The 18,495-nt window shown below is 56.1% G+C and carries 15 protein-coding genes and 3 tRNA genes; 12 read left to right on the forward strand and 6 right to left on the reverse strand.

Annotated elements, in window-relative coordinates:
* The first annotated feature begins 66 nt into the window (after positions 1–66).
* From Y5S_RS04540 to Y5S_RS04555, 4 genes are all read left to right on the forward strand, one after another.
* Positions 67–663 carry a transcriptional initiation protein Tat gene (locus Y5S_RS04540; RefSeq protein WP_035230877.1) on the forward strand — a complete coding sequence of 199 codons (597 nt, stop codon included), beginning with the start codon at positions 67–69 and terminating at the stop codon, positions 661–663.
* An 11-nt stretch (positions 664–674) separates the two neighbouring features.
* A complete protein-coding gene (locus Y5S_RS04545) occupies positions 675–2,273 on the forward strand; it encodes an FAD-dependent oxidoreductase (RefSeq protein ID WP_035230878.1) in 1,599 nt (532 codons plus the stop codon).
* Between the two features lie 376 nt (positions 2,274–2,649).
* Positions 2,650–3,807: an iron-containing alcohol dehydrogenase gene (locus tag Y5S_RS04550; RefSeq protein ID WP_035230879.1), complete on the forward strand. Its 1,158-nt coding sequence runs from the start codon at positions 2,650–2,652 to the stop codon at positions 3,805–3,807.
* A gap of 11 nt (positions 3,808–3,818) precedes the next feature.
* The gene (locus Y5S_RS04555; RefSeq protein WP_035230880.1) at positions 3,819–4,253 is read left to right on the forward strand and encodes an acyl-CoA thioesterase; all 435 of its coding nucleotides are present in this window, start codon (positions 3,819–3,821) and stop codon (positions 4,251–4,253) included.
* A 309-nt stretch (positions 4,254–4,562) separates the two neighbouring features.
* On the opposite strand, the gene Y5S_RS04560 is transcribed toward Y5S_RS04555, so the two are convergent.
* Positions 4,563–7,163 (reverse strand): bifunctional aconitate hydratase 2/2-methylisocitrate dehydratase, encoded by a 2,601-nt coding sequence (locus Y5S_RS04560; protein ID WP_035230881.1) that lies wholly within the window; start codon positions 7,161–7,163, stop codon positions 4,563–4,565.
* Positions 7,164–7,358: 195 nt separating this feature from the next.
* Complete coding sequence (locus tag Y5S_RS04565) at positions 7,359–8,210, reverse strand: lysophospholipid acyltransferase family protein (RefSeq protein ID WP_231552625.1); 852 nt, start codon at positions 8,208–8,210, stop codon at positions 7,359–7,361.
* 178 nt (positions 8,211–8,388) lie between these two features.
* On the opposite strand from Y5S_RS04565, the gene miaE reads away from it, so the two are divergent.
* On the forward strand, positions 8,389–8,994 hold the full coding sequence (gene miaE, locus Y5S_RS04570) for a tRNA-(ms[2]io[6]A)-hydroxylase (RefSeq protein ID WP_156107598.1): 606 nt from the start codon (positions 8,389–8,391) through the stop codon (positions 8,992–8,994).
* Positions 8,995–9,157: 163 nt separating this feature from the next.
* Here miaE and Y5S_RS04575 read toward each other — a convergent pair whose 3' ends face one another.
* The 3 genes from Y5S_RS04575 to Y5S_RS04585 are packed head-to-tail and all read right to left on the reverse strand — an operon-like array spanning position 9,158 to position 10,981.
* Entirely contained in the window at positions 9,158–9,892 is a 735-nt protein-coding gene (locus Y5S_RS04575; protein WP_035230883.1) for a UDP-2,3-diacylglucosamine diphosphatase, read from the reverse strand.
* Between the two features lie 5 nt (positions 9,893–9,897).
* A complete protein-coding gene (locus tag Y5S_RS04580; protein WP_035230884.1) occupies positions 9,898–10,479 on the reverse strand; it encodes a peptidylprolyl isomerase in 582 nt (193 codons plus the stop codon).
* Between the two features lie 4 nt (positions 10,480–10,483).
* On the reverse strand, positions 10,484–10,981 hold the full coding sequence (locus Y5S_RS04585; protein ID WP_035230885.1) for a peptidylprolyl isomerase: 498 nt from the start codon (positions 10,979–10,981) through the stop codon (positions 10,484–10,486).
* Between the two features lie 132 nt (positions 10,982–11,113).
* On the opposite strand from Y5S_RS04585, the gene Y5S_RS04590 reads away from it, so the two are divergent.
* A complete protein-coding gene (locus Y5S_RS04590; protein ID WP_035230886.1) occupies positions 11,114–12,796 on the forward strand; it encodes a glutamine--tRNA ligase/YqeY domain fusion protein in 1,683 nt (560 codons plus the stop codon).
* 264 nt (positions 12,797–13,060) lie between these two features.
* On the opposite strand, the gene folD is transcribed toward Y5S_RS04590, so the two are convergent.
* Positions 13,061–13,906 (reverse strand): bifunctional methylenetetrahydrofolate dehydrogenase/methenyltetrahydrofolate cyclohydrolase FolD, encoded by an 846-nt coding sequence (gene folD / locus Y5S_RS04595; protein ID WP_035230887.1) that lies wholly within the window; start codon positions 13,904–13,906, stop codon positions 13,061–13,063.
* 227 nt (positions 13,907–14,133) lie between these two features.
* Here folD and Y5S_RS04600 point away from each other — a divergent pair.
* From Y5S_RS04600 to clpX, 6 genes are all read left to right on the forward strand, one after another.
* Positions 14,134–14,210: transfer RNA gene (locus Y5S_RS04600), tRNA-Pro, on the forward strand.
* 23 nt (positions 14,211–14,233) lie between these two features.
* Positions 14,234–14,310 (forward strand) — tRNA-Arg (locus Y5S_RS04605).
* 24 nt (positions 14,311–14,334) lie between these two features.
* Positions 14,335–14,410: transfer RNA gene (locus Y5S_RS04610), tRNA-His, on the forward strand.
* A gap of 193 nt (positions 14,411–14,603) precedes the next feature.
* A complete protein-coding gene (gene tig / locus Y5S_RS04615; RefSeq protein ID WP_035230888.1) occupies positions 14,604–15,917 on the forward strand; it encodes a trigger factor in 1,314 nt (437 codons plus the stop codon).
* Positions 15,918–16,409: 492 nt separating this feature from the next.
* A complete protein-coding gene (gene clpP, locus Y5S_RS04620; protein ID WP_269319428.1) occupies positions 16,410–17,066 on the forward strand; it encodes an ATP-dependent Clp endopeptidase proteolytic subunit ClpP in 657 nt (218 codons plus the stop codon).
* Positions 17,067–17,196: 130 nt separating this feature from the next.
* A complete protein-coding gene (gene clpX / locus Y5S_RS04625) occupies positions 17,197–18,477 on the forward strand; it encodes an ATP-dependent Clp protease ATP-binding subunit ClpX (RefSeq protein ID WP_035230889.1) in 1,281 nt (426 codons plus the stop codon).
* The last annotated feature ends 18 nt before the right edge of the window (positions 18,478–18,495 follow it).

The following is an 18,495-nucleotide window of genomic DNA, read 5'->3' on the forward strand; positions in this document are numbered from 1 at the left end:
AGACTCGGTCTGAAATCTCCACCAATAACAACAAGGGCCACGACTGGCCTGCCCAGGAGAGGGGTAATGAAGGATAAAAACCGTGCGCCTTTGCCCGGCTATCTGGCGGGGCTTGAACCGCTCAGCCGCCGAGGTTTCCTGCGTACTACCGTGCTTGCCAGTGCTGCGTTGAGTAGCGGCTGTGCCAGCCTGTTTGGGCGTAAGGATGCCCCTGAAACCCTCGAATACTATAGCCTTCAGCCAGATGAGATTGATGTCATCACCCGGCTGACTGAGGTGATGTTGCCCGCCGAGCAATTCGGGCTTCCATCAAGCACCTCCGTGGTTCCCACCGTCAAAAATATCGACATGATGGCTCAGCGTATGCCAGAGCAGACCCGTGATCTTCTGGGTTTGGGTATCTGGGTGTTCAATAATCGTCCCATGGTGAGCTTCAAATTCAGAAAGTTCACCTCCCTCCCGGACGACAAGGCGTTGGATTATGTCAACGCCATGCAGGAAGGCGCGTTCTTCGAACGAGGTTTAATGACCACTCTCAAGGCCTTGATTGCGTTGAATTACTGGCGCGACTCCCGCACCTGGCCGGGCCTGGAATACCACGGCCCTGTGACTGAAACCTGGGGTGTTCGTCGCCTCGGCAATGCGCCGCTGCCGAGAGCCTGATAGGGGGAATTATGGCTTTTGTTCGTGTACCAAGAGATGGGGTGCCGGTCACCCAGGCAAAAGACGTGGCCCTGGACCCGAGTCTTGGCAAACGCTTTACCCTGAAAACCGATGTGGTTGTGGTGGGGTCTGGTGCCGCAGGTTCCATGGTGGCTTATGAAATGGCCAAAGCCGGTCGCGATGTGCTGGTGCTGGAGTCTGGCCGTTACTATCCCAGCTCCGAGTTTACTGAGCATCTTGGCGATACCATGACCAAGATCTACCAAGATCAGGTAGGTCAGGTGAATACCACTGCTGACATTATCTTCATTCAGGGTGCCTGTGTAGGCGGATCAACCGTTGTGGGCGCCTGTGTAATGGAAGAGCCTGGTGATGCCATTCTCGATGGCTGGGCAGAGAAATATGGGCTTGATGCGTTGTCGGCAGAGAAATTCCGTCCTTATCTCGACAAGGTGGCGGATGAGCTTCAGATCCATACCAACGAAGCTCATGAGATTAATGCCTGTGCCCACAAGGTGATTCAGGGCTGCGAGAAAATGAAATTCTCGTGGAAGCCGGCCCAGCGGAACGTGAAGCAGTGTGCCTTGACCGGACACTGTCTGGCGGGCTGTCCCTCTGACAGAAAAATGAGCTCTCTGGTTACCCATCTACCTTGGGCGACAGCCTACGGCGCGCGTGTTTTCTCGGATACCGAGGTGATCAGGGTCAAAACCCGTGATGGCCGTGCCCGAGGGCTTGAAGCCCGTGTGGTAGATCCAGACAGCGGTGCTCATGTGGCAGATATGCATGTGGATGCGGACATGGTGGTGATGGCCGCCGGGGCCATCCACACGCCGCTGATTTTGCAACGCAGTCAAATTCCTGATCGCAGTGGTCAGCTGGGTCGAAATCTGGCCATTCAGCCATTCACTCAGGTGTTGGGCAAGTTCAAGGAGCCCTTGTATGGCTTCCGCGGTGCTCTGGTGGGTGTGCAGGTGGATGAGTTCACGCATACGGATGGCTATACCATCTTCTCTGGTCTGGCAGAGCCGGAATCGCTCCTTGCCCAGGGAGACATGAAGGCGGGCAAGGCTCACATCAATTTCATGAAGGACTATAAGTACTACGCCGGGGTGAATGCGTTCAGTAAGGATCTCGGCAAGGGCTATGTCCAGTGGGATGGTGATGCCTACACCGGTGACAAGACCATTCACTTCAATCCCAGTCGTGAAGAGTTCGAGAACATGAAAGCGTCGGCTACGCTGGCCGCAAGAATTTTCTTCTCGGCTGGTGCGGAAAAAGTCTTCCTGCCGACTTTCCAGAGTCTGGAAGCGGATTCAGTATTTGAGCTGGATGCGAAGATGGACAAGGTCGATTACGGAATCAAAGGTCTGTATACCTTCCGCTCCAACAGCTTCTCGCCCCATGGCACTTGCCGGATGGGCACGGACCCTTATCAGTCTGTCGTGTCTCCCAGCGGGGAATTACATGATACACCTGGTCTGTTCGTGGCGGATTCGAGCCTCATTCCTGAGTCCATGAGTGCGCCGATCCAATGGACGGTGCATGCCTTGGCGAAGTATGTCAGTGACCAGATTAACGAGAACGCCAGTAACTACTTCATCGTCTGATTGCTTTTTGATCCAACAGAACAACGCGCCTTCGGGCGCGTTTTTTGTGCATTACATTTAACGGCAAGCAGGGCAAGATTCATGCAAGCGCGCGGCTTTAGCGTCGTTCTTGTGCTCGTCAGTAGCTAAGCCCGGATCAAAACCCTTTCACCACAGCGCCCATAGAGAAACCCCATGGTCCTTTCTCGGTGATCTCTGTGACCTCTGTGGTAAATAATGCTTTCAAAGGTTTCGGGTATCGCTTTTCGTAACTCGACACTCAATACCCGCTTCTGTTTTCTCCTCTGTCTTTGTCTCAAAAGGCATCCCGTATGGCGTCAATTGTCTCCCTGCGCTGTGGTAGCATCCAAGGGTAAAAGACCTTGGAGACTACACCATGTCAGGTTTCGAATTTGCCACCACTCACCGTGTGCTGGTAGAAGCGGGGGCGGCGGCAAGGCTTCCGCAGCTGTGTCAGGAATTGGGAGCCAGTCACGTCATGCTGGTGACGGATCCAGGCATTCGCAGCACGCCCTTGTTAGGGCCGGTAGAAGAGAGTTTTCAAAGCGCCGGGATGCCGTTGAGCATTTACGATCATGTTAGCGCTGACCCGGCCGATCGTATTGTGATCGAGGCAGCAGACCAGGCCCGTGAGGCAGGGGCGGATCTGGTGATCGGCTTTGGTGGAGGCTCCTCCATGGACGTGGCCAAATTGGTCGCCTTGCTGGCCCATCCCCGGGCGACACAGGCGTTAACGGATATTTACGGTGTCGGTTTGGCCACGGGCCCAAGATTGCCATTGATACAGGTGCCAACAACCGCAGGTACCGGCTCTGAGGTTACTCCTGTGGCCATTGTGACCACCGGCGAAACCACCAAGGCAGGAGTGGTCGCACCTTCACTTTTGCCGGATCTGGCTGTGCTTGATGCTGAACTGACACTGCGACTGCCGCCTCATGTGACTGCCGCCACCGGTGTGGACGCCATGGTCCATGCCATTGAGGCCTACACTAGTGCACACAAGAAAAACCCTTACTCCGACATGCTGGCCAGAGAAGCCCTGCGTTTGCTGGGGGACAATCTGGTGGACGCGGTGAAAGAAGGGGGTAATCTCGCAGCCCGAGAAGCCTGCCTTCTGGGTGCCATGATGGCAGGTCAGGCGTTTGCCAATGCCCCGGTGGCGGCGGTACATGCACTGGCCTATCCATTGGGCGGTCACTTCCATATCCCCCATGGGTTGAGTAACTCCCTGGTGCTGCCGGAGGTGCTGCGCTTTAACGTCCGTGACGCTGCGCCGCTCTATGCCCAGCTGGCACCGATTCTGAGTGATCGTCCTTTTGCCGATCACGAGGATGGGGCAGGGGTGCTGATTGCCGCGTTGGAAAAGCTGATTGAAGAGGTGGGGCTGCCTACCCGTCTGAGAGAGGCTGGCGTTACTGAAGACAGTCTCGAAACTCTGGCCTCCGATGCCATGCTGCAGCAGCGTTTGCTGGTCAACAACCCCCGTGAAGTGACAGAGGCCGATGCGTTGGCCATCTATAAGGCAGTGTTTTAAAGGGTGAGAATATGAGCAAGAAAGCCCCGCGCCCTGAGCGTGAGGAATATGGCTACCTGTGTCCGGTAGATACCCGCTGGCGTGACAACGATATCTACGGTCACATCAACAACGTGGTGTATTACAGCTACTTCGATTCCACCATTAATCGTTATCTGATTGATGAGGGGGGGTTGGATATTCACGAGGGAGAGCATATTGCCTATGTGGTCAGCTCTGGCTGTGATTATCTGGAAGCGGCGGCTTACCCGGACAAGCTGGTGATCGGCATGAAGGTGGACAAGTTGGGCAGCAGCTCTGTGCGTTACGGCTTGGCACTGTTCGGCGAAAGCGGCTTGGCCAAGGCCACCGGGTTTGTGGTGCACGTATTTGTGAACCGGGAAACGGGAAGACCGGTGCCGATTCCAGAGCGGTTGAGGAGTGCATTGGCGGCATTGGAAGCGTAGTACGGTGATAGCGAGTTTCGAGTAACGAGTTTCGAAAGGCAAAACCAGAATAAACATGGCGGGGTGGTCAGGCGCTAAATTCGCTTGCAGTGAAGGTCCCCAGGTGTCATGAATAATGCTTGAGAGCGGAAGCAACGAGGGTTTTGCTCTTCGAAACTCGAAACTCGAAACTCGAAACTCGAAACTCGAAACTCGATACTCGAAGCGATGATCCTGGCAGGTCGCATGACGCGCGCAGCTGCCGCAGGGTGGCCCACAAAAAAGCCCGGCATAAGCCGGGCTTTTTTGTGGTGAAGCGATTACCGGGTCTTAAACAGACTGGGCAACCGGGATCTTCACGCTGTCTGCCACTTCCTGGTACTCCGGCAGTTTGTCGAAGCTCAGGTAGCGGTAGATTTCAGAGGACATGGAGTCGATGGTGTTCGCGTATTCCATGTACTCTGCAGGGGTCGGCAGCTTGCCCAGAATGGACGCCACAGACGCCAGTTCGGCAGACGCCAGGTACACATCCGCACCCTGACCCAGACGGTTCGGGAAGTTACGGGTGGAGGTGGATACCGCAGTGGACTTCGGCGCGATGCGAGCCTGGTTACCCATACACAGGGAGCAGCCCGGCATCTCGGTACGCGCACCGGCGCTGCCGAAGATGTTGTAGTAGCCTTCTTCGGTCAGCTGGTGCTGATCCATCTTGGTCGGCGGAGCGATCCACAGACGGGTCGGCATGGTGCCGCTTTCCACTTTCTGCAGCAGTTTACCGGCAGCACGGAAGTGACCGATGTTGGTCATGCAGGAACCGATGAACACTTCGTCGATCTTGGCGCCAGCCACCTCGGACAGGGTTTTGGCATCGTCCGGGTCGTTCGGGCAGCACAGTACCGGCTCTTTGATCTGGTCCATGTCGATTTCGATGACGGTGTGGTACTCGGCATCGGCGTCGGCACGCATCAGGCTCGGGTTGGCCAGCCACTCTTCCATGCCCTGGATACGACGCTCGATGGTACGGGCATCGCCGTAACCGTTGGCGATCATCCACTTCAGCATGGTGATGTTGGACTTCAGGTACTCGGCCACGCTGTCTTCGGACAGGGTGATGGTACAACCGGCAGCAGAACGCTCCGCAGAGGCGTCAGACAGTTCGAACGCCTGCTCTACGGTCAGCTCTTCCAGACCTTCGATTTCCAGGATGCGACCGGAGAACACGTTGACCTTGCCAGCTTTGGCGACGGTCAGGTGACCTTCCTTGATGGCCTGCAGCGGAATGGCGTGTACCAGGTCACGCAGGGTGATGCCTGGCTGGCGCTTGCCCTTGAAGCGAACCAGTACGGATTCCGGCATATCCAGCGGCATAACGCCGGTGGCGGCGGCAAACGCGACCAGACCGGAACCGGCCGGGAAGGAGATGCCCATGGGGAAACGGGTGTGGGAGTCACCACCGGTACCGACGGTATCAGGCAGCAGCATGCGGTTCAGCCAGGAGTGGATGATACCGTCGCCCGGACGCAGGGAAACACCGCCACGGTTCATGATGAAGTCGGGCAGGGTGTGCTGGGTTTCCACGTCAACCGGCTTGGGGTAAGCGGCGGTGTGACAGAAGGACTGCATCACCAGGTCAGCCTGGAAGCCCAGACAGGCCAGGTCTTTCAGTTCGTCACGGGTCATCGGACCGGTGGTGTCCTGGGAACCTACGGTGGTCATCTTCGGCTCGCAGTACATGCCGGCGCGCACGCCTTCCATGCCACAGGCCTTACCGACCATTTTCTGGGCCAGGGTGTAGCCCTTGTTGGAATCACCGGGCTGCTCCGGCTTGCGGAACAGTTCAGACGGATCCAGACCCAGCGCTTCGCGCGCCTTGGTGGTCAGGCCACGGCCAATGATCAGGTTGATACGGCCACCAGCGCGAACTTCGTCCAGCAGTACCTGGGAACGCAGATCGAATTCAGCGATCACTTCGCCGTTCTTCTCAACCTTGCCCGCGAACGGGTAAACGTCGATCTGGTCGCCGGTTTCCATTTTGGAAACGTCGCACTCGAAGGGCAGGGCGCCGGAATCTTCCATGGTGTTGAAGAAGATCGGAGCAATCTTGCCACCGATACACACACCACCAGCACGCTTGTTCGGTACGAACGGGATGTCATCACCGAAGTGCCACAGCACAGAGTTGGTAGCAGACTTACGGGAAGAACCGGTACCCACAACGTCACCCACGTAGGCAACGGGCAGGCCTTTGGCTTTCAGTTCTTCCATCTGCTTCAGCGGACCGATTTCGCCGTCTTTCTCAGGGAAGATGCCGTCACGGGCGTTTTTCAGCATGGCGTTGCCGTGCAGCGGGATGTCCGGGCGGCTCCAGGCGTCCTGGGCGGGGGACAGGTCATCGGTGTTGGTTTCGCCGGTTACCTTGAACACGGTCAGAGACATTTTCTCTGCCAGATCAGGGCGCTTGGTGAACCACTCGCCTTCAGCCCAGGACTCGATCACTTCCTTGGCCTTGGCGTTGCCGGCTTTCATCTTGTCTTCCACATCGTGGAAGGCATCGAATACCAGCAGGGTGCTTTTCAGTTGCTCGGCGGCCACTTCGGCCAGCTCGGCGTCGTCCAGAGCAGCGATCAGCGGAGCTACGTTGTAGCCACCCTGCATGGTGCCCAGCAGCTCAATAGCGCGGGTCTTGCTGATCAGGGGAGAACTGGCTTCGCCTTTCACGATAGCGGTCAGGAATGCAGCTTTAACATAAGCAGCCTGATCCACGCCCGGCGGAACGCGGTTAACGAACAGGTCCTGAATGAAATCTTCTTCGCCAGCCGGCGGGTTCTTCAGCAGCTCAACCAGGTCGGCGACCTGCTGCTCGTTCAACGGCTTGGGCGGCACACCTTCGGCGGCGCGCTCTTCTACGTGTTTGCGATAGGCTTCTAGCACAGCGTTTCCCTCTTACTCGGCTTTCTGTTACGAATCCTGCTGAATTCTTTTGGAAATCAGCCTTTTAGGGTGTAACTGGGGGTTGGAATTGCGCGCGGAGTATAGCGGATTCGGTATCAACTGTTAAGCGAAACGAGGGCCACGGTCATTCATCAGGTGAATACTCATAATCACTTGCGGTAAGTTTCTGCCAACTCAATATGGGGCACGTTTGCCTTCAGGAGGGCGGCGAAATCGCTTGTAGCTCCACAGGTATTGCTCTGGGCCTTCATTGATGAGGGCCTCGATAGAACGATTCAGCGCGCTCAGTGAGGCGTCTAGGTCCGCATCTGCGATGGACTCCTCGGCAGGGCGGAAGCGAAGCTCAAAGCCCTGTGTGCCAGGCAGGCGTTGGGCCCAGGCCATGAAGGGGCGAGCCCCCGTCTGCTGGATCAGCTTACAGGCGAGTGTGCCGGTGTAAGCGGAATGGCCGTAGAAGTCTGCATGGCGTCCACTGCGTCGATCTGGAACCTGATCGGGAAGAATGGCCGTCATGGCTCCCTTGCGCATGGCCCGCACCAGGCCGGCTACGCCGCGTGCTGTGGTGGGGTACATGGTAGAACCGAAATGTTCGCGCCCCTCGCGCACCAGGTTGTCTACTTCTGGCAGTCCTGAGGGGGCAAACATCACATGCAGATCATAGTGATCGGCAAGCCAGAAATTGAGAACCTCCCAGCAGCCCAGATGCGGGGCCAGGATCATCACTGGTTGGCCTGCATCGACTGCGGCCTGGAGAGCTTCTCCTCCATCTACAGACTGAATGCGCTGCATGCCGCTGTTGGGGCGAGACCAGAACAGAGCGATTTCGAAGGTGTTCTTGATGCTTTCCACCAGTGATTGGCGTGCCAGACGTCGGCGTTCGACAGGAGATAATTCGGGATAGCAAAGCCCAAGATTGATTTCGGAAACCCGGCGGGCTTCTGAAGGAAAGGCTGCGACAAGATGGCCAATAAAGGTGGCCAGCCAGCGGTTAACAACAAATGGCAGGCAGCCAATCAACCGCAGCATGAAAACAGCCGCGCGTCCCTTGACGGTTTGAATGCGTGGATTACTTCTTCTTCCCATGGCGGGAGAGTATAAGGTGCCTGAAGCTGGACGCCAGATGCGAGACGCAGAAAAGCACAAAAGTTCCGGGATGATGATCAGGTCGGGGGCCGCTATAATGCGCGCCGACCTTGAGGATGCCATGCACGATATATCCCACATTCAGCAGTTTCTTCCCTGTCCGACCCCGCAGTCCTGGATTGATTGGGCACTTCGGCACCCGGATATCCTGCTGATTGATCACGCTCATTGTGAAAAAAAGGCGGCGAGTACCGCGTTGAACCTGATGTTCCGTTACGTGGACCGGCCGGATCTGCTGGATGCACTCAGTCAGTTGGCACGGGAAGAGCTGCTGCATTTTGAGCAGGTGATCCAGATCATGCGGGAGCGCGGAGTCACTTATGATCACCTTTCGCCGGCCCGCTATGCACAGGGTTTGCGCAAACATGTGCGTACCACGGAGCCGGGAAGGCTGGTGGATACGCTCATCGTCGGTGCCCTGATCGAAGCCAGAAGCTGTGAACGCTTCGCGGCCCTTGCGCCCCATGTGGATGAAGAGTTGGGACGCTACTACCGCTACCTGCTAAAAAGCGAATCCCGCCATTACGAAGACTATCTGCGTCTGGCTGAACAATATGCTGGCGAATCCATCGAGGAGCGGGTGGCGTTCTTCAAAAGCGCCGAGCAGGACTTGATCGAGACGCCGGATGAGGAGTTTCGGTTTCATTCCGGCGTACCAAGGCAGTGAACAGTTAACAGTGAATAGTTAACAGTGAATAGTTAACAGCGTCGCGGATCAGGGCATTTTTATCTTAAACGCATGAGGCCGCGCCCATACTCTGGGCGCGGCCTCATTGCTTTGAACATCACCAAAGGCGCTGCTCGCGCAGCTGTTCACTGTTAACTATTCACTATTCACTGATCGCAAAGCTCTCCAACCGCAACCCAAGCTCACTATCCGCCACAATTTGCCACCCAAGCTTTCCCCAATCTCCCAGCACCCAACGTTTGCCGGTGCCGGTGGCGAGGGGGATGTCGTGGACATCGGGGCGGTGGGTGTGGCCGTGAATCAGGTGCTGGACGCCGGCGGCTTCCATGGTTTTGACTACTTCCTCCGGGGTGACGTCCATGATGTTCTCAGCCTTGTTGGCGTTGTTGCCCTGGCTTTGCATGCGCATCCCTTGAGCAATCATGCGGCGCTGTTCCAGTGGCTGCGACAACATGCCCTGTTGCCACTGGGGGCTGCGAGCCATGGCGCGGAACTGCTGGTACTCGGTGTCCAGCGTGCACAGGCTGTCGCCATGCATAAGCTGGACCGGGGTCCCGTACAGATCTACCACGGTACCTTCGTCCAGCAGGGTGCCGCCACAAGCAAGCGCGAACTCCTCACCAAGTAGAAAATCACGGTTGCCATGCATGAAGAACAGTTTGCTGCCGCTGTCCGCAAACTGGCGGAAGGCCTCGATGGCTGCCCTGTTGAACGGGGTGTCGTCATCGTCGCCAATCCAGGCTTCGAACAGGTCGCCGAGCACATACAGTGCATCGGTCTGACCCGCGTGTTTTTCCAGTAGCGCCTTGAGGGCATCCAAATGTTCCGGGCGCTCAGGGTCAAGATGCAGGTCGGAGATAAACAGGGAGTAAGCCATGGTCGTTACTGATCATCCTGCTCATCGGTCAGGCGGTAAGCCTTGAGAATCAGCACCGGATTTGCCGGTACGTCACGGGCCATCATGCCGCTAAGACGCTGGCTGGTGGTCCGTTCACGAGCAATGCTGTCTACTACATTCATCCCATCAGTCACCTTGCCAAACACGGCGTAACCCCATCCGCGCTGATTTTTGCCGGTGAAATCCAGATTGCGGTTATCTACCAGGTTGATAAAGAACTGCGCAGTAGCAGAGTGGGGATCGCCGGTGCGGGCCATGGCCAGCGTGCCGCGGCGGTTGCTCAGGCCATTGTCTGCTTCGTTTTGAATCGGGGCCTGTGTGGCCTTGCGTTGCCCGTCCTTGTCAAAGCCGCCGCCCTGAATCATGAAACCCTGAATCACACGGTGAAACAGGGTGCCATCATAGAACCCACCATCTACATACTTGAGGAAGTTGCTAACGGTAACCGGTGCTTTGTCTTCGTAAAGCTCCACGGTGATTGGTCCGGCACTGGTTTCCATACGGACCAGCGGATTGGCCAGCAAAAGACCAGGGAGAAGGATGATCAGGGCAACAGCAAGGCGCATGGGCTTACTCCTCGATCAGCTCGGCAGATTCGATCAGCACCGGCTCAACCGGTACGTCCTGATGGAAGCCGGAGTTGCCGGTGGCCACTGCACGGATCTTCTCGACCACTTCCATGCCATCGGAAACGGCACCGAATACGGCATAACCCCAGCCGTCCTGGCTGCGTTCTTTGTCCAGAAAGTGGTTATCGGCCACATTGATGAAGAACTGGGCAGACGCAGAGTGCGGATCCGGGGTACGCGCCATGGCGATGGAGCCAACCTTGTTGGACAGGCCATTGCCGGCCTCATTCTGGATCGGTGCGCGGGTGGGTTTCTGCTGCATATCTTCGGTGAAACCGCCGCCCTGGATCATGAAGTTGCTGATCACGCGGTGGAAGATGGTGCCGTCAAAATGGCCGTCCTTGACGTATTGCACAAAGTTTTCGGTGGTAACAGGCGCTTTTTCTGCGTCCAGTTGCAGGGTGATTTTGCCGTAGGTTGTATTCAGCACCACTTTCATTGGGTATTTCTCCACTGGTCGAGCTTGTAAGCCATGGCGGAAATTGCCGATGTGCAGGCCCGGAGTCTTTGACTGAAGGGGGCTGCACTGTACACTAGCGCACCTTTATTTTCACTGTATCCGGCGAAGGCAATGAGCGAAACCAAAGCGCCCAGCAATTTTATCAGACAGATCATCGACCGCGACCTTTCAGAAGGTAAAAATGACGGTCAAGTTGTCACCCGTTTCCCGCCGGAGCCCAATGGCTACCTGCATATTGGCCACGCCAAGTCCATTTGTCTGAATTTCGGCATTGCCGAGAGCTATCAGGGCGCCTGCAACCTGCGCTTTGATGACACCAACCCGGAAAAGGAAGAGGACGAGTACATCCAGTCCATCAAGCGGGATGTGGAATGGCTTGGCTTCGAGTGGGCGGGCGAGGTGCGTTTCGCCAGCAACTATTTCGATCGCCTCTATGAGTTGGCGGTAGAGCTGATCGAAAAAGGCCTGGCTTATGTGGATAGCCTGAGCCCGGAGCAGATTGCCGAATACCGTGGCAACTTCACGACTCCCGGGAAGGAAAGCCCTTACCGTGATCGCAGTGTCGAGGAGAACCTTGCGCTGTTTGAGAAGATGCGCGACAACCAGATGGAAGAGGGCGAGGCTGTTTTGCGTGCCAAAATCGACATGCAGAGCCCCAACATCAACCTGCGCGATCCGATTCTTTACCGGATTCGCAAGAAGGTACATCACCAGACGGGTGACAAGTGGGTGATTTATCCCATGTACGATTTCACCCACCCGTTGTCTGATGCTATTGAAGGCATCACCCACAGCTTGTGTACCCTGGAATTCGAGGATCACCGCCCCTTCTATGACTGGGTGGTGGAGAATACCTCCGTTGCAGCCAGCCCGCGCCAGTACGAGTTTGCCCGTCTCAACCTGAACTACACCGTGACCAGCAAGCGCAAGCTCAAGCAGCTGGTGGACGAAGGCCATGTAGACGGTTGGGATGATCCGCGCATGCCGACCATTTCAGGCCTGCGTCGCCGCGGGTACACTCCGGCCTCCATCCGTCATTTCTGTGAATCCGTAGGCGTGAGCCGTGCTGATTCGGTGGTCGACATGGCCATGCTGGAGGCAGCTATCCGGGATGACCTGAATCAGCATGCTCCCCGTGCCATGTGTGTGATGAATCCCCTCAAGCTGGTGATCGAAAATTGGGAAGAGGGCAAGGAAGAGTCCCTTACCGCGCCGGTACACCCGCAAAACGAGACCATGGGCACTCGTCAGGTTCCCATGACTCGTGAGGTCTACATCGACAAGGAAGACTTCCGCGAAGAAGCCAACAAGAAGTTCAAACGACTGGTGTTGGGTGACCGGGTGCGTCTGCGTTATGGCTATGTGGTGCGCGCTACCGATGTGGTGAAAGATGCCAGCGGCGAGATCGTGGAAATTCGCTGCAGCTATGATCCGGATACCCTTGGCAAGAACCCGGAAAATGATGAGGGGCAGGGCAAACTGCGTGGCGTGATCCACTGGGTAAGTGCCAGTAAGGGATTGCCCTGTGAAGTGCGCCTGTATGATCGCCTGTTCACTGTGCCGAACCCGGGTAAGGTAGAAGAAGGGCAGAGCTTTCAGGACAACATTAACCCGGAATCCCTGAAAGTGCTGAGTGGTTGCTGGGTGGAGCCCGGTCTGCGTGGCGTGCTGGCTGAAATTCGCTATCAGTTCGAGCGCGAAGGCTATTTCTGTGTGGACAAAAGCAGCAGTGAAGACAAACTGGTGTTTAACCAGACGGTAGGGCTCAGGGAGTCGTGGCCCAAAGACAGCTAAAAGAGCAGTGAATAGTTAACAGTGAATAGTTAATAGCTGCGCGGTTGTCCGTAGTGGTTGACTGAAAACAGAGAGGCCGCGCCCGGATGTTGGGTGCGGCCTTTTTTGTGGTAATGGTTTTCATCTTCTGTGGGGACTTGCTTGCAAGTGAAGAGGGTTTGGTCGAGGTTGGTAAAGCTTCGTTTGCAAGCAAACTCCCACATTGTGGCCTACAAAAAAGCCGCGAGCAGCATGGGCTGGTCGCGGCTTTTTTAAGGGCGGGATTTAGCCCAGTGCTTTCTCGCCAGACTGCAGGGTCTGGAAAATCAGGGTGTTGATGGTCATGGGGCCGACACCGCCGGGGACCGGGGTGTAGGCTGCGACACGGTCGACCAGCGGGCCCAGTTCGATATCGCCACATTTTTCCGGGTGGTAGCCTGCATCCACGACCACCGCGCCATCCTTGATCCAGTCTGCCTTGATGAATTCCGGTTTGCCCACTGCCCCCACTACGATATCCGCCTGTTTCACCAGATCCGCCAGATTTTGGGTGCGGCTATGACAGATGGTTACGGTAGCGTTGGCTTCCAGCAGCATCATGGCCATGGGCTTGCCAAGGATGGCACTGCGCCCGACAACCACGGCATGCTTGCCTTCCATCTCTACCTTGTAGTGTTCCAGCAGGCGCATGATGCCTTTCGGGGTCGCGCAACCGTAGGCTGCTTCACCCATGCTCATGCGACCAAAGCCCAGGCAGGTCACACCGTCCACATCCTTTTCCAGGCTGATGGCATCAAAACAGGCGCGCTCATCAATCTGGGCGGGAACCGGGTGCTGCAGCAGGATACCGTGCACGTCCGGGTTGTTGTTCAGTTCATCGATCTTGGCCAATAGTTGTTCAGTCGTGGTGCTTTCAGCCATTTCGATGGCTTCAGACTCCATGCCTACGCGGCGACAGGCATTGCCCTTCATCTTTACGTAGGTGGCAGAAGCCGGGTCGGCACCCACCAGGATGGTGGCCAGAATAGGGGTGCGGCCGTTGGCCTTGGCTTTCAGGGCCTCAACCCGTTGGCGCATTTCTTCTTCGAACTGCTGGGCCAGGGCCTTGCCATCGAGAATCTGGGCGGTCATGGAGTCTCTCTCTGCGTAAAGATAGTGGTTTGTCAGGGCGCGGGATTTTCGCACGGGCGCTCCATCGGCGCAAAAAAAGTAGTGCAGTCGAAAATCATGTTTATCCGCGCAAGTTGTTTAAAATCTGTGCGTTAGGGATTTTTTTGTTCCCGATTACGTTGACGCTTACCGGGGTGCCGAGTATTATGCGCGCCTCGCTTTCAAGCACTGTTAGCGTGACTGATAAACGGGGTGTAGCGCAGCCTGGTAGCGCGCCTGCTTTGGGAGCAGGATGTCGGGGGTTCGAATCCCTCCACCCCGACCATCAGTTTGAGCAGAACCTGCAATGCGCCTGTAGCTCAACCGGATAGAGCAACGGCCTTCTAAGCCGTCGGTTGCAGGTTCGAGTCCTGCCAGGCGTGCCAGGCAGGGAAAGCGACAAGTTTATGGTGACTGTAGCTCAGTTGGTAGAGCCCCGGATTGTGACTCCGGTGGTCGGGGGTTCAAATCCCCTCAGTCACCCCATACGCAGTACCGAAAAAGCCTCCGGGGACTCCCCGGAGGCTTTTTCGTATGTGGCCTGCAGATCCGCGCGCTAAACCGCCGGGTTATGTAGGCATTCCGGGCGGGTTTGATTATAATCTGCGCCCTTGGAATTCAGGTCGTCACGCATTCATGTCGGCGGCGAGCAGCAAAAAGTCTTTTTAAAGAGGATGTTATGCAGGTTTCTGTTGAAACGACTTCAGGTCTTGAGCGCCGTCTGACGGTGGGTGTTCCGGCGGAGAAGGTGGACTCTGCAGTAGAAAGCAAACTGCAGGAAGCCAAAAAGAATATCCGTTTGGACGGTTTCCGCCCGGGCAAAGTGCCAATGGGTGAAGTAAAGCGTCGCTTCGGTAGCGCCGTGCGTAACGAAGTGCTGGCTGACGTTATGCGTGAAGCCTTCATTGAAGCTGTGGAGCAGGAAAAACTGCAACCGGCCGGTATGCCGGGCTTTGAAGCGACCACCAACGAAGCGGGCAAGGACCTGGAATTCGTTGCTACTTTCGAGGTTTATCCGGAAGTTGAGCTGGCCGCTTTCGACGGTGTTGCTGTAGAGAAGCCGGTAGCTGAAGTGTCTGACGAAGACGTGGACACCATGATCGAAACCCTGCGTCAGCAGCGTGCCCAGTTCGAAGAAGTGGACCGTGCTGCTGCTGAAGGCGATCGCGTAAACATCAATTACAAGGGCCTGAAAGGCGATGAAGCCTTTGAGGGTGGCACCGCGGAAGGTCAGAACCTGGAGCTGGGCTCCGGTCAGATGATCCCGGGCTTCGAAGATGGCATCGTTGGCATGAAGGCTGGCGAAGAGAAAGACATCAATGTGACCTTCCCGGAAGAGTATCACTCCGAAGAGTTGAAAGGTCAGGCCGTGGTTTTCCAGATCAAGGTCAACAAGGTAGAAGGCAAGCAGCTCCCAGAAGTGGACGCCGAGTTCATGAAAGGCTTTGGTGTTGACGACGGTGACGAAGCCAAGTTCAAGGCTGAAGTGCGCAAGAACATGGAGCGTGAGCTGAAAAACGCCATTACCGGCAAGGTGAAAGAGCAGGTAATGGAAGGTCTGGGCGAGTTGCACCAGTTTGACCTGCCGGCTGCTCTGGTTGGCCAGGAAGTACAGCGCATGCGTCAGCAAATGGTTCAGCAGTTCGGTGGTGGTCAGCAGTTTGACGCGTCCATCCTGCCTGACGATCTGTTCACAGAGCAGGCACAACGTTCTGTGCGCCTGGGCCTGATCATCCGTGCGATTCTTGATCAGAACGAGCTGAAGGCTGACGCTGACAAGGTTAAAGCCCGTGTTGAAGAGATTGCCGAACAGTATGAGAAGCCGGAAGAAGTAGTGAACTGGGTGTACGGTAACCCCCAGCAGCTGCAGCAGATCGAAGGCGCGGTACTGGAAGAGCAGGTGGTTGACCTGGTGCTGTCCAGCGCCAAGGTAGAAGAAAAGACCATGTCCTACCAGGACGCCGTGAAGCCCCGCGAGCAGGCTGAAGCCTGATCCGGAAGCTTTGCAGCACAAAAAAGGGGCCTTCGGGCCCCTTTTTTTGTGCTGCTGCGCGGTGGAAAATCAGCTACGAGCGAGAAGCGAGAAGCGAGAAGCGAGAATCAAAGCATGGGCTGGCCTGTTTTTGCCTTTCGCAACTCGAAACTCGGCACTCGTTACTGACCCTGATCCCTGTTTAGCCCCCCAATCGAGCCATTTTTTCACTCTTCAGACACCGTTTTTGCACGGTTTTCTGCCTGAATTGACCTATAAATGCACAATTTGGCCAAGAATTGCGCACTTGAACTCCTCCCATGCCCACTTTTATAGACGCCCCTCTGGTGCCGTCATAAGATGCTGGAAGAGTTATTTTTCCTGAACGCCTTGTTTTGCGCCTGATTGGGCCCCATAGCAGCATCAGGAGAGGGCCGTAGCGGCGGCGAAATACCGCCCGCACTCATATAAACAAGAGCGTCCGCGGACGATCGACGAGAAGGAAAGCGCTGCATGATCGACTTGAGCCGTATCCAGTCCATGACCCCGGAAATGAACCAGCTGATCAAGGATCCCACCAATCTGGGACTGGTTCCGATGGTAGTTGAACAGACTGCCCGTGGTGAACGTTCGTTTGATATTTATTCTCGCCTGCTGAAAGAGCGGGTGATCTTCATGGTGGGCCAGGTGGAAGACCACATGGCCAACCTGATCGTGGCGCAGTTGCTGTTCCTGGAGTCCGAAAACCCGGACAAGGATATTCACTTGTATATCAACAGCCCCGGTGGGTCTGTGACTGCAGGTATGTCTATCTATGACACCATGCAATTCATCAAGCCCAACGTGTCCACCATGTGTGTGGGGCAGGCTGCCAGCATGGGTGCCTTCCTGTTGGCTGCGGGTGCAGCAGGCAAGCGTTATGCGCTGCCGAATGCCAGGGTGATGATTCACCAGCCGCTGGGTGGTTTCCAGGGCCAGGCTTCCGATATCGAGATCCACGCCAAGGAAATCCTCAAGATTAAAGGGCAGCTTAACAGTCTGTTGGCGCATCACACCGGCCAGCCACTGGAGCGTCTGGAAAAAGACACCGACCGTGACAACTTCATGGGCGCGGATGAAGCCCAGGAATACGGCATCATTGATGCTGTTTTACAGCAGCGTCCGGTGTAGTTCCGTAACGTTCGTATAAAAAGTGTCCTAACGGAGGGGCAGAGAGGCCCGGCGGACTTGAAAAACCCCCGGTCTCCCTGCATCTTCAAAGAGAACCCGATACCCAATACACAGGTTTAGAGGCAATTCGATGACCGATTCCACTGGCAAGAGCGACGACGGCAAGCTGCTGTACTGCTCATTTTGCGGCAAAAGCCAGCATGAGGTTCGCAAGCTGATTGCGGGTCCCTCGGTCTTTATCTGCGATGAGTGCGTGGATCTGTGTAATGACATTATCCGCGAGGAAGTGCAGGAAGACGCTGCTGATACCGGCGGCGAGCGACTGCCCAAGCCTGACGAAATCAAGGCAACCCTGGATGAGTATGTGATTGGCCAGGAGCGCGCCAAGAAGGTTTTGGCCGTCGCGGTCTATAACCACTACAAGCGGTTGCGCAGCAGCGGTAAAGGCCGTGATGAGGTTGAGCTAGGCAAGAGCAATATTTTGCTTATTGGTCCCACCGGTAGTGGTAAAACCCTGCTGGCCGAGACCCTGGCCCGTCTTCTCAATGTTCCTTTTACCATCGCAGATGCGACCACGCTGACCGAAGCGGGTTACGTGGGTGAGGATGTTGAAAACATTATCCAGAAACTGCTGCAGAAATGTGACTACGATGTGGACAAGGCCCAGCGCGGTATTGTTTACATCGATGAAATCGACAAGATTTCCCGTAAGTCAGACAACCCCTCCATCACTCGTGATGTGAGCGGCGAGGGTGTGCAGCAGGCTCTGCTGAAACTGATCGAAGGTACTGTGGCTTCCGTGCCGCCCCAGGGGGGCCGCAAGCATCCCCAGCAGGAATTCCTGCAGGTGGATACCTCCAACATGCTGTTCATCTGTGGCGGTGCTTTCGCTGGTCTCGACAAGGTGATTCGCGACCGTTCCGAGAAAGGTGGCATTGGCTTCTCAGCAGAAGTGAAGAGCAAGGACGACACCCGCAACCTGGGTGAGCTGCTGGTCGATGTAGAGCCAGAGGATCTGGTCAAGTATGGCCTGATTCCTGAATTCATTGGTCGTCTGCCGGTTATCGCCACTCTGGAAGAATTGAGTGAAGATGCATTGGTTCAGATTCTCACCGAGCCACGCAATGCGTTGACCAAACAGTACGCGCGCCTGTTCGAAATGGAAGGCGTGGAACTGGATTTCCGTGAAGACGCCTTGCGTGCGGTCGCCAACAAGGCAATGGTCCGCAAGACGGGTGCTCGTGGTCTGCGCTCGATTCTGGAGAGCGTGCTCTTGGACACCATGTACCAGGTGCCTTCAATGGATGGCGTGGCCAAAGTGGTTATCGACAGCCCGACCATCAAAGGCGAATCCGACCCGCTGTTGATCTATGAAAACAGTGAGCAGTCTTCCAAAGTGGCGCCGGACTAAGCGGCGCCACCCTGGTTA

Source organism: Alcanivorax nanhaiticus (assembly GCF_000756665.1).
In the GTDB taxonomy this organism is placed as follows: Bacteria; Pseudomonadota; Gammaproteobacteria; order Pseudomonadales; family Alcanivoracaceae; genus Alcanivorax; species Alcanivorax nanhaiticus.

Excerpts from the sequence above, each read along its gene's own strand:
- Y5S_RS04590 (WP_035230886.1), top strand. The coding sequence starts at position 11,114 with ATGAGCGAAACCAAAGCGCCCAGCAATTTTATCAGACAGATCATCGAC.
- Y5S_RS04550 (WP_035230879.1), top strand. The coding sequence starts at position 2,650 with ATGTCAGGTTTCGAATTTGCCACCACTCACCGTGTGCTGGTAGAAGCG.
- Y5S_RS04580 (WP_035230884.1), bottom strand. The coding sequence starts at position 10,479 with ATGCGCCTTGCTGTTGCCCTGATCATCCTTCTCCCTGGTCTTTTGCTG.
- clpX (WP_035230889.1), top strand. The coding sequence starts at position 17,197 with ATGACCGATTCCACTGGCAAGAGCGACGACGGCAAGCTGCTGTACTGC.
- clpP (WP_269319428.1), top strand. The coding sequence starts at position 16,410 with ATGATCGACTTGAGCCGTATCCAGTCCATGACCCCGGAAATGAACCAG.
- Y5S_RS04565 (WP_231552625.1), bottom strand. The coding sequence starts at position 8,210 with ATGCTGCGGTTGATTGGCTGCCTGCCATTTGTTGTTAACCGCTGGCTG.
- Y5S_RS04555 (WP_035230880.1), top strand. The coding sequence starts at position 3,819 with ATGAGCAAGAAAGCCCCGCGCCCTGAGCGTGAGGAATATGGCTACCTG.
- Y5S_RS04585 (WP_035230885.1), bottom strand. The coding sequence starts at position 10,981 with ATGAAAGTGGTGCTGAATACAACCTACGGCAAAATCACCCTGCAACTG.
- tig (WP_035230888.1), top strand. The coding sequence starts at position 14,604 with ATGCAGGTTTCTGTTGAAACGACTTCAGGTCTTGAGCGCCGTCTGACG.
- Y5S_RS04545 (WP_035230878.1), top strand. The coding sequence starts at position 675 with ATGGCTTTTGTTCGTGTACCAAGAGATGGGGTGCCGGTCACCCAGGCA.
- folD (WP_035230887.1), bottom strand. The coding sequence starts at position 13,906 with ATGACCGCCCAGATTCTCGATGGCAAGGCCCTGGCCCAGCAGTTCGAA.
- miaE (WP_156107598.1), top strand. The coding sequence starts at position 8,389 with ATGCACGATATATCCCACATTCAGCAGTTTCTTCCCTGTCCGACCCCG.
- Y5S_RS04575 (WP_035230883.1), bottom strand. The coding sequence starts at position 9,892 with ATGGCTTACTCCCTGTTTATCTCCGACCTGCATCTTGACCCTGAGCGC.
- Y5S_RS04540 (WP_035230877.1), top strand. The coding sequence starts at position 67 with ATGAAGGATAAAAACCGTGCGCCTTTGCCCGGCTATCTGGCGGGGCTT.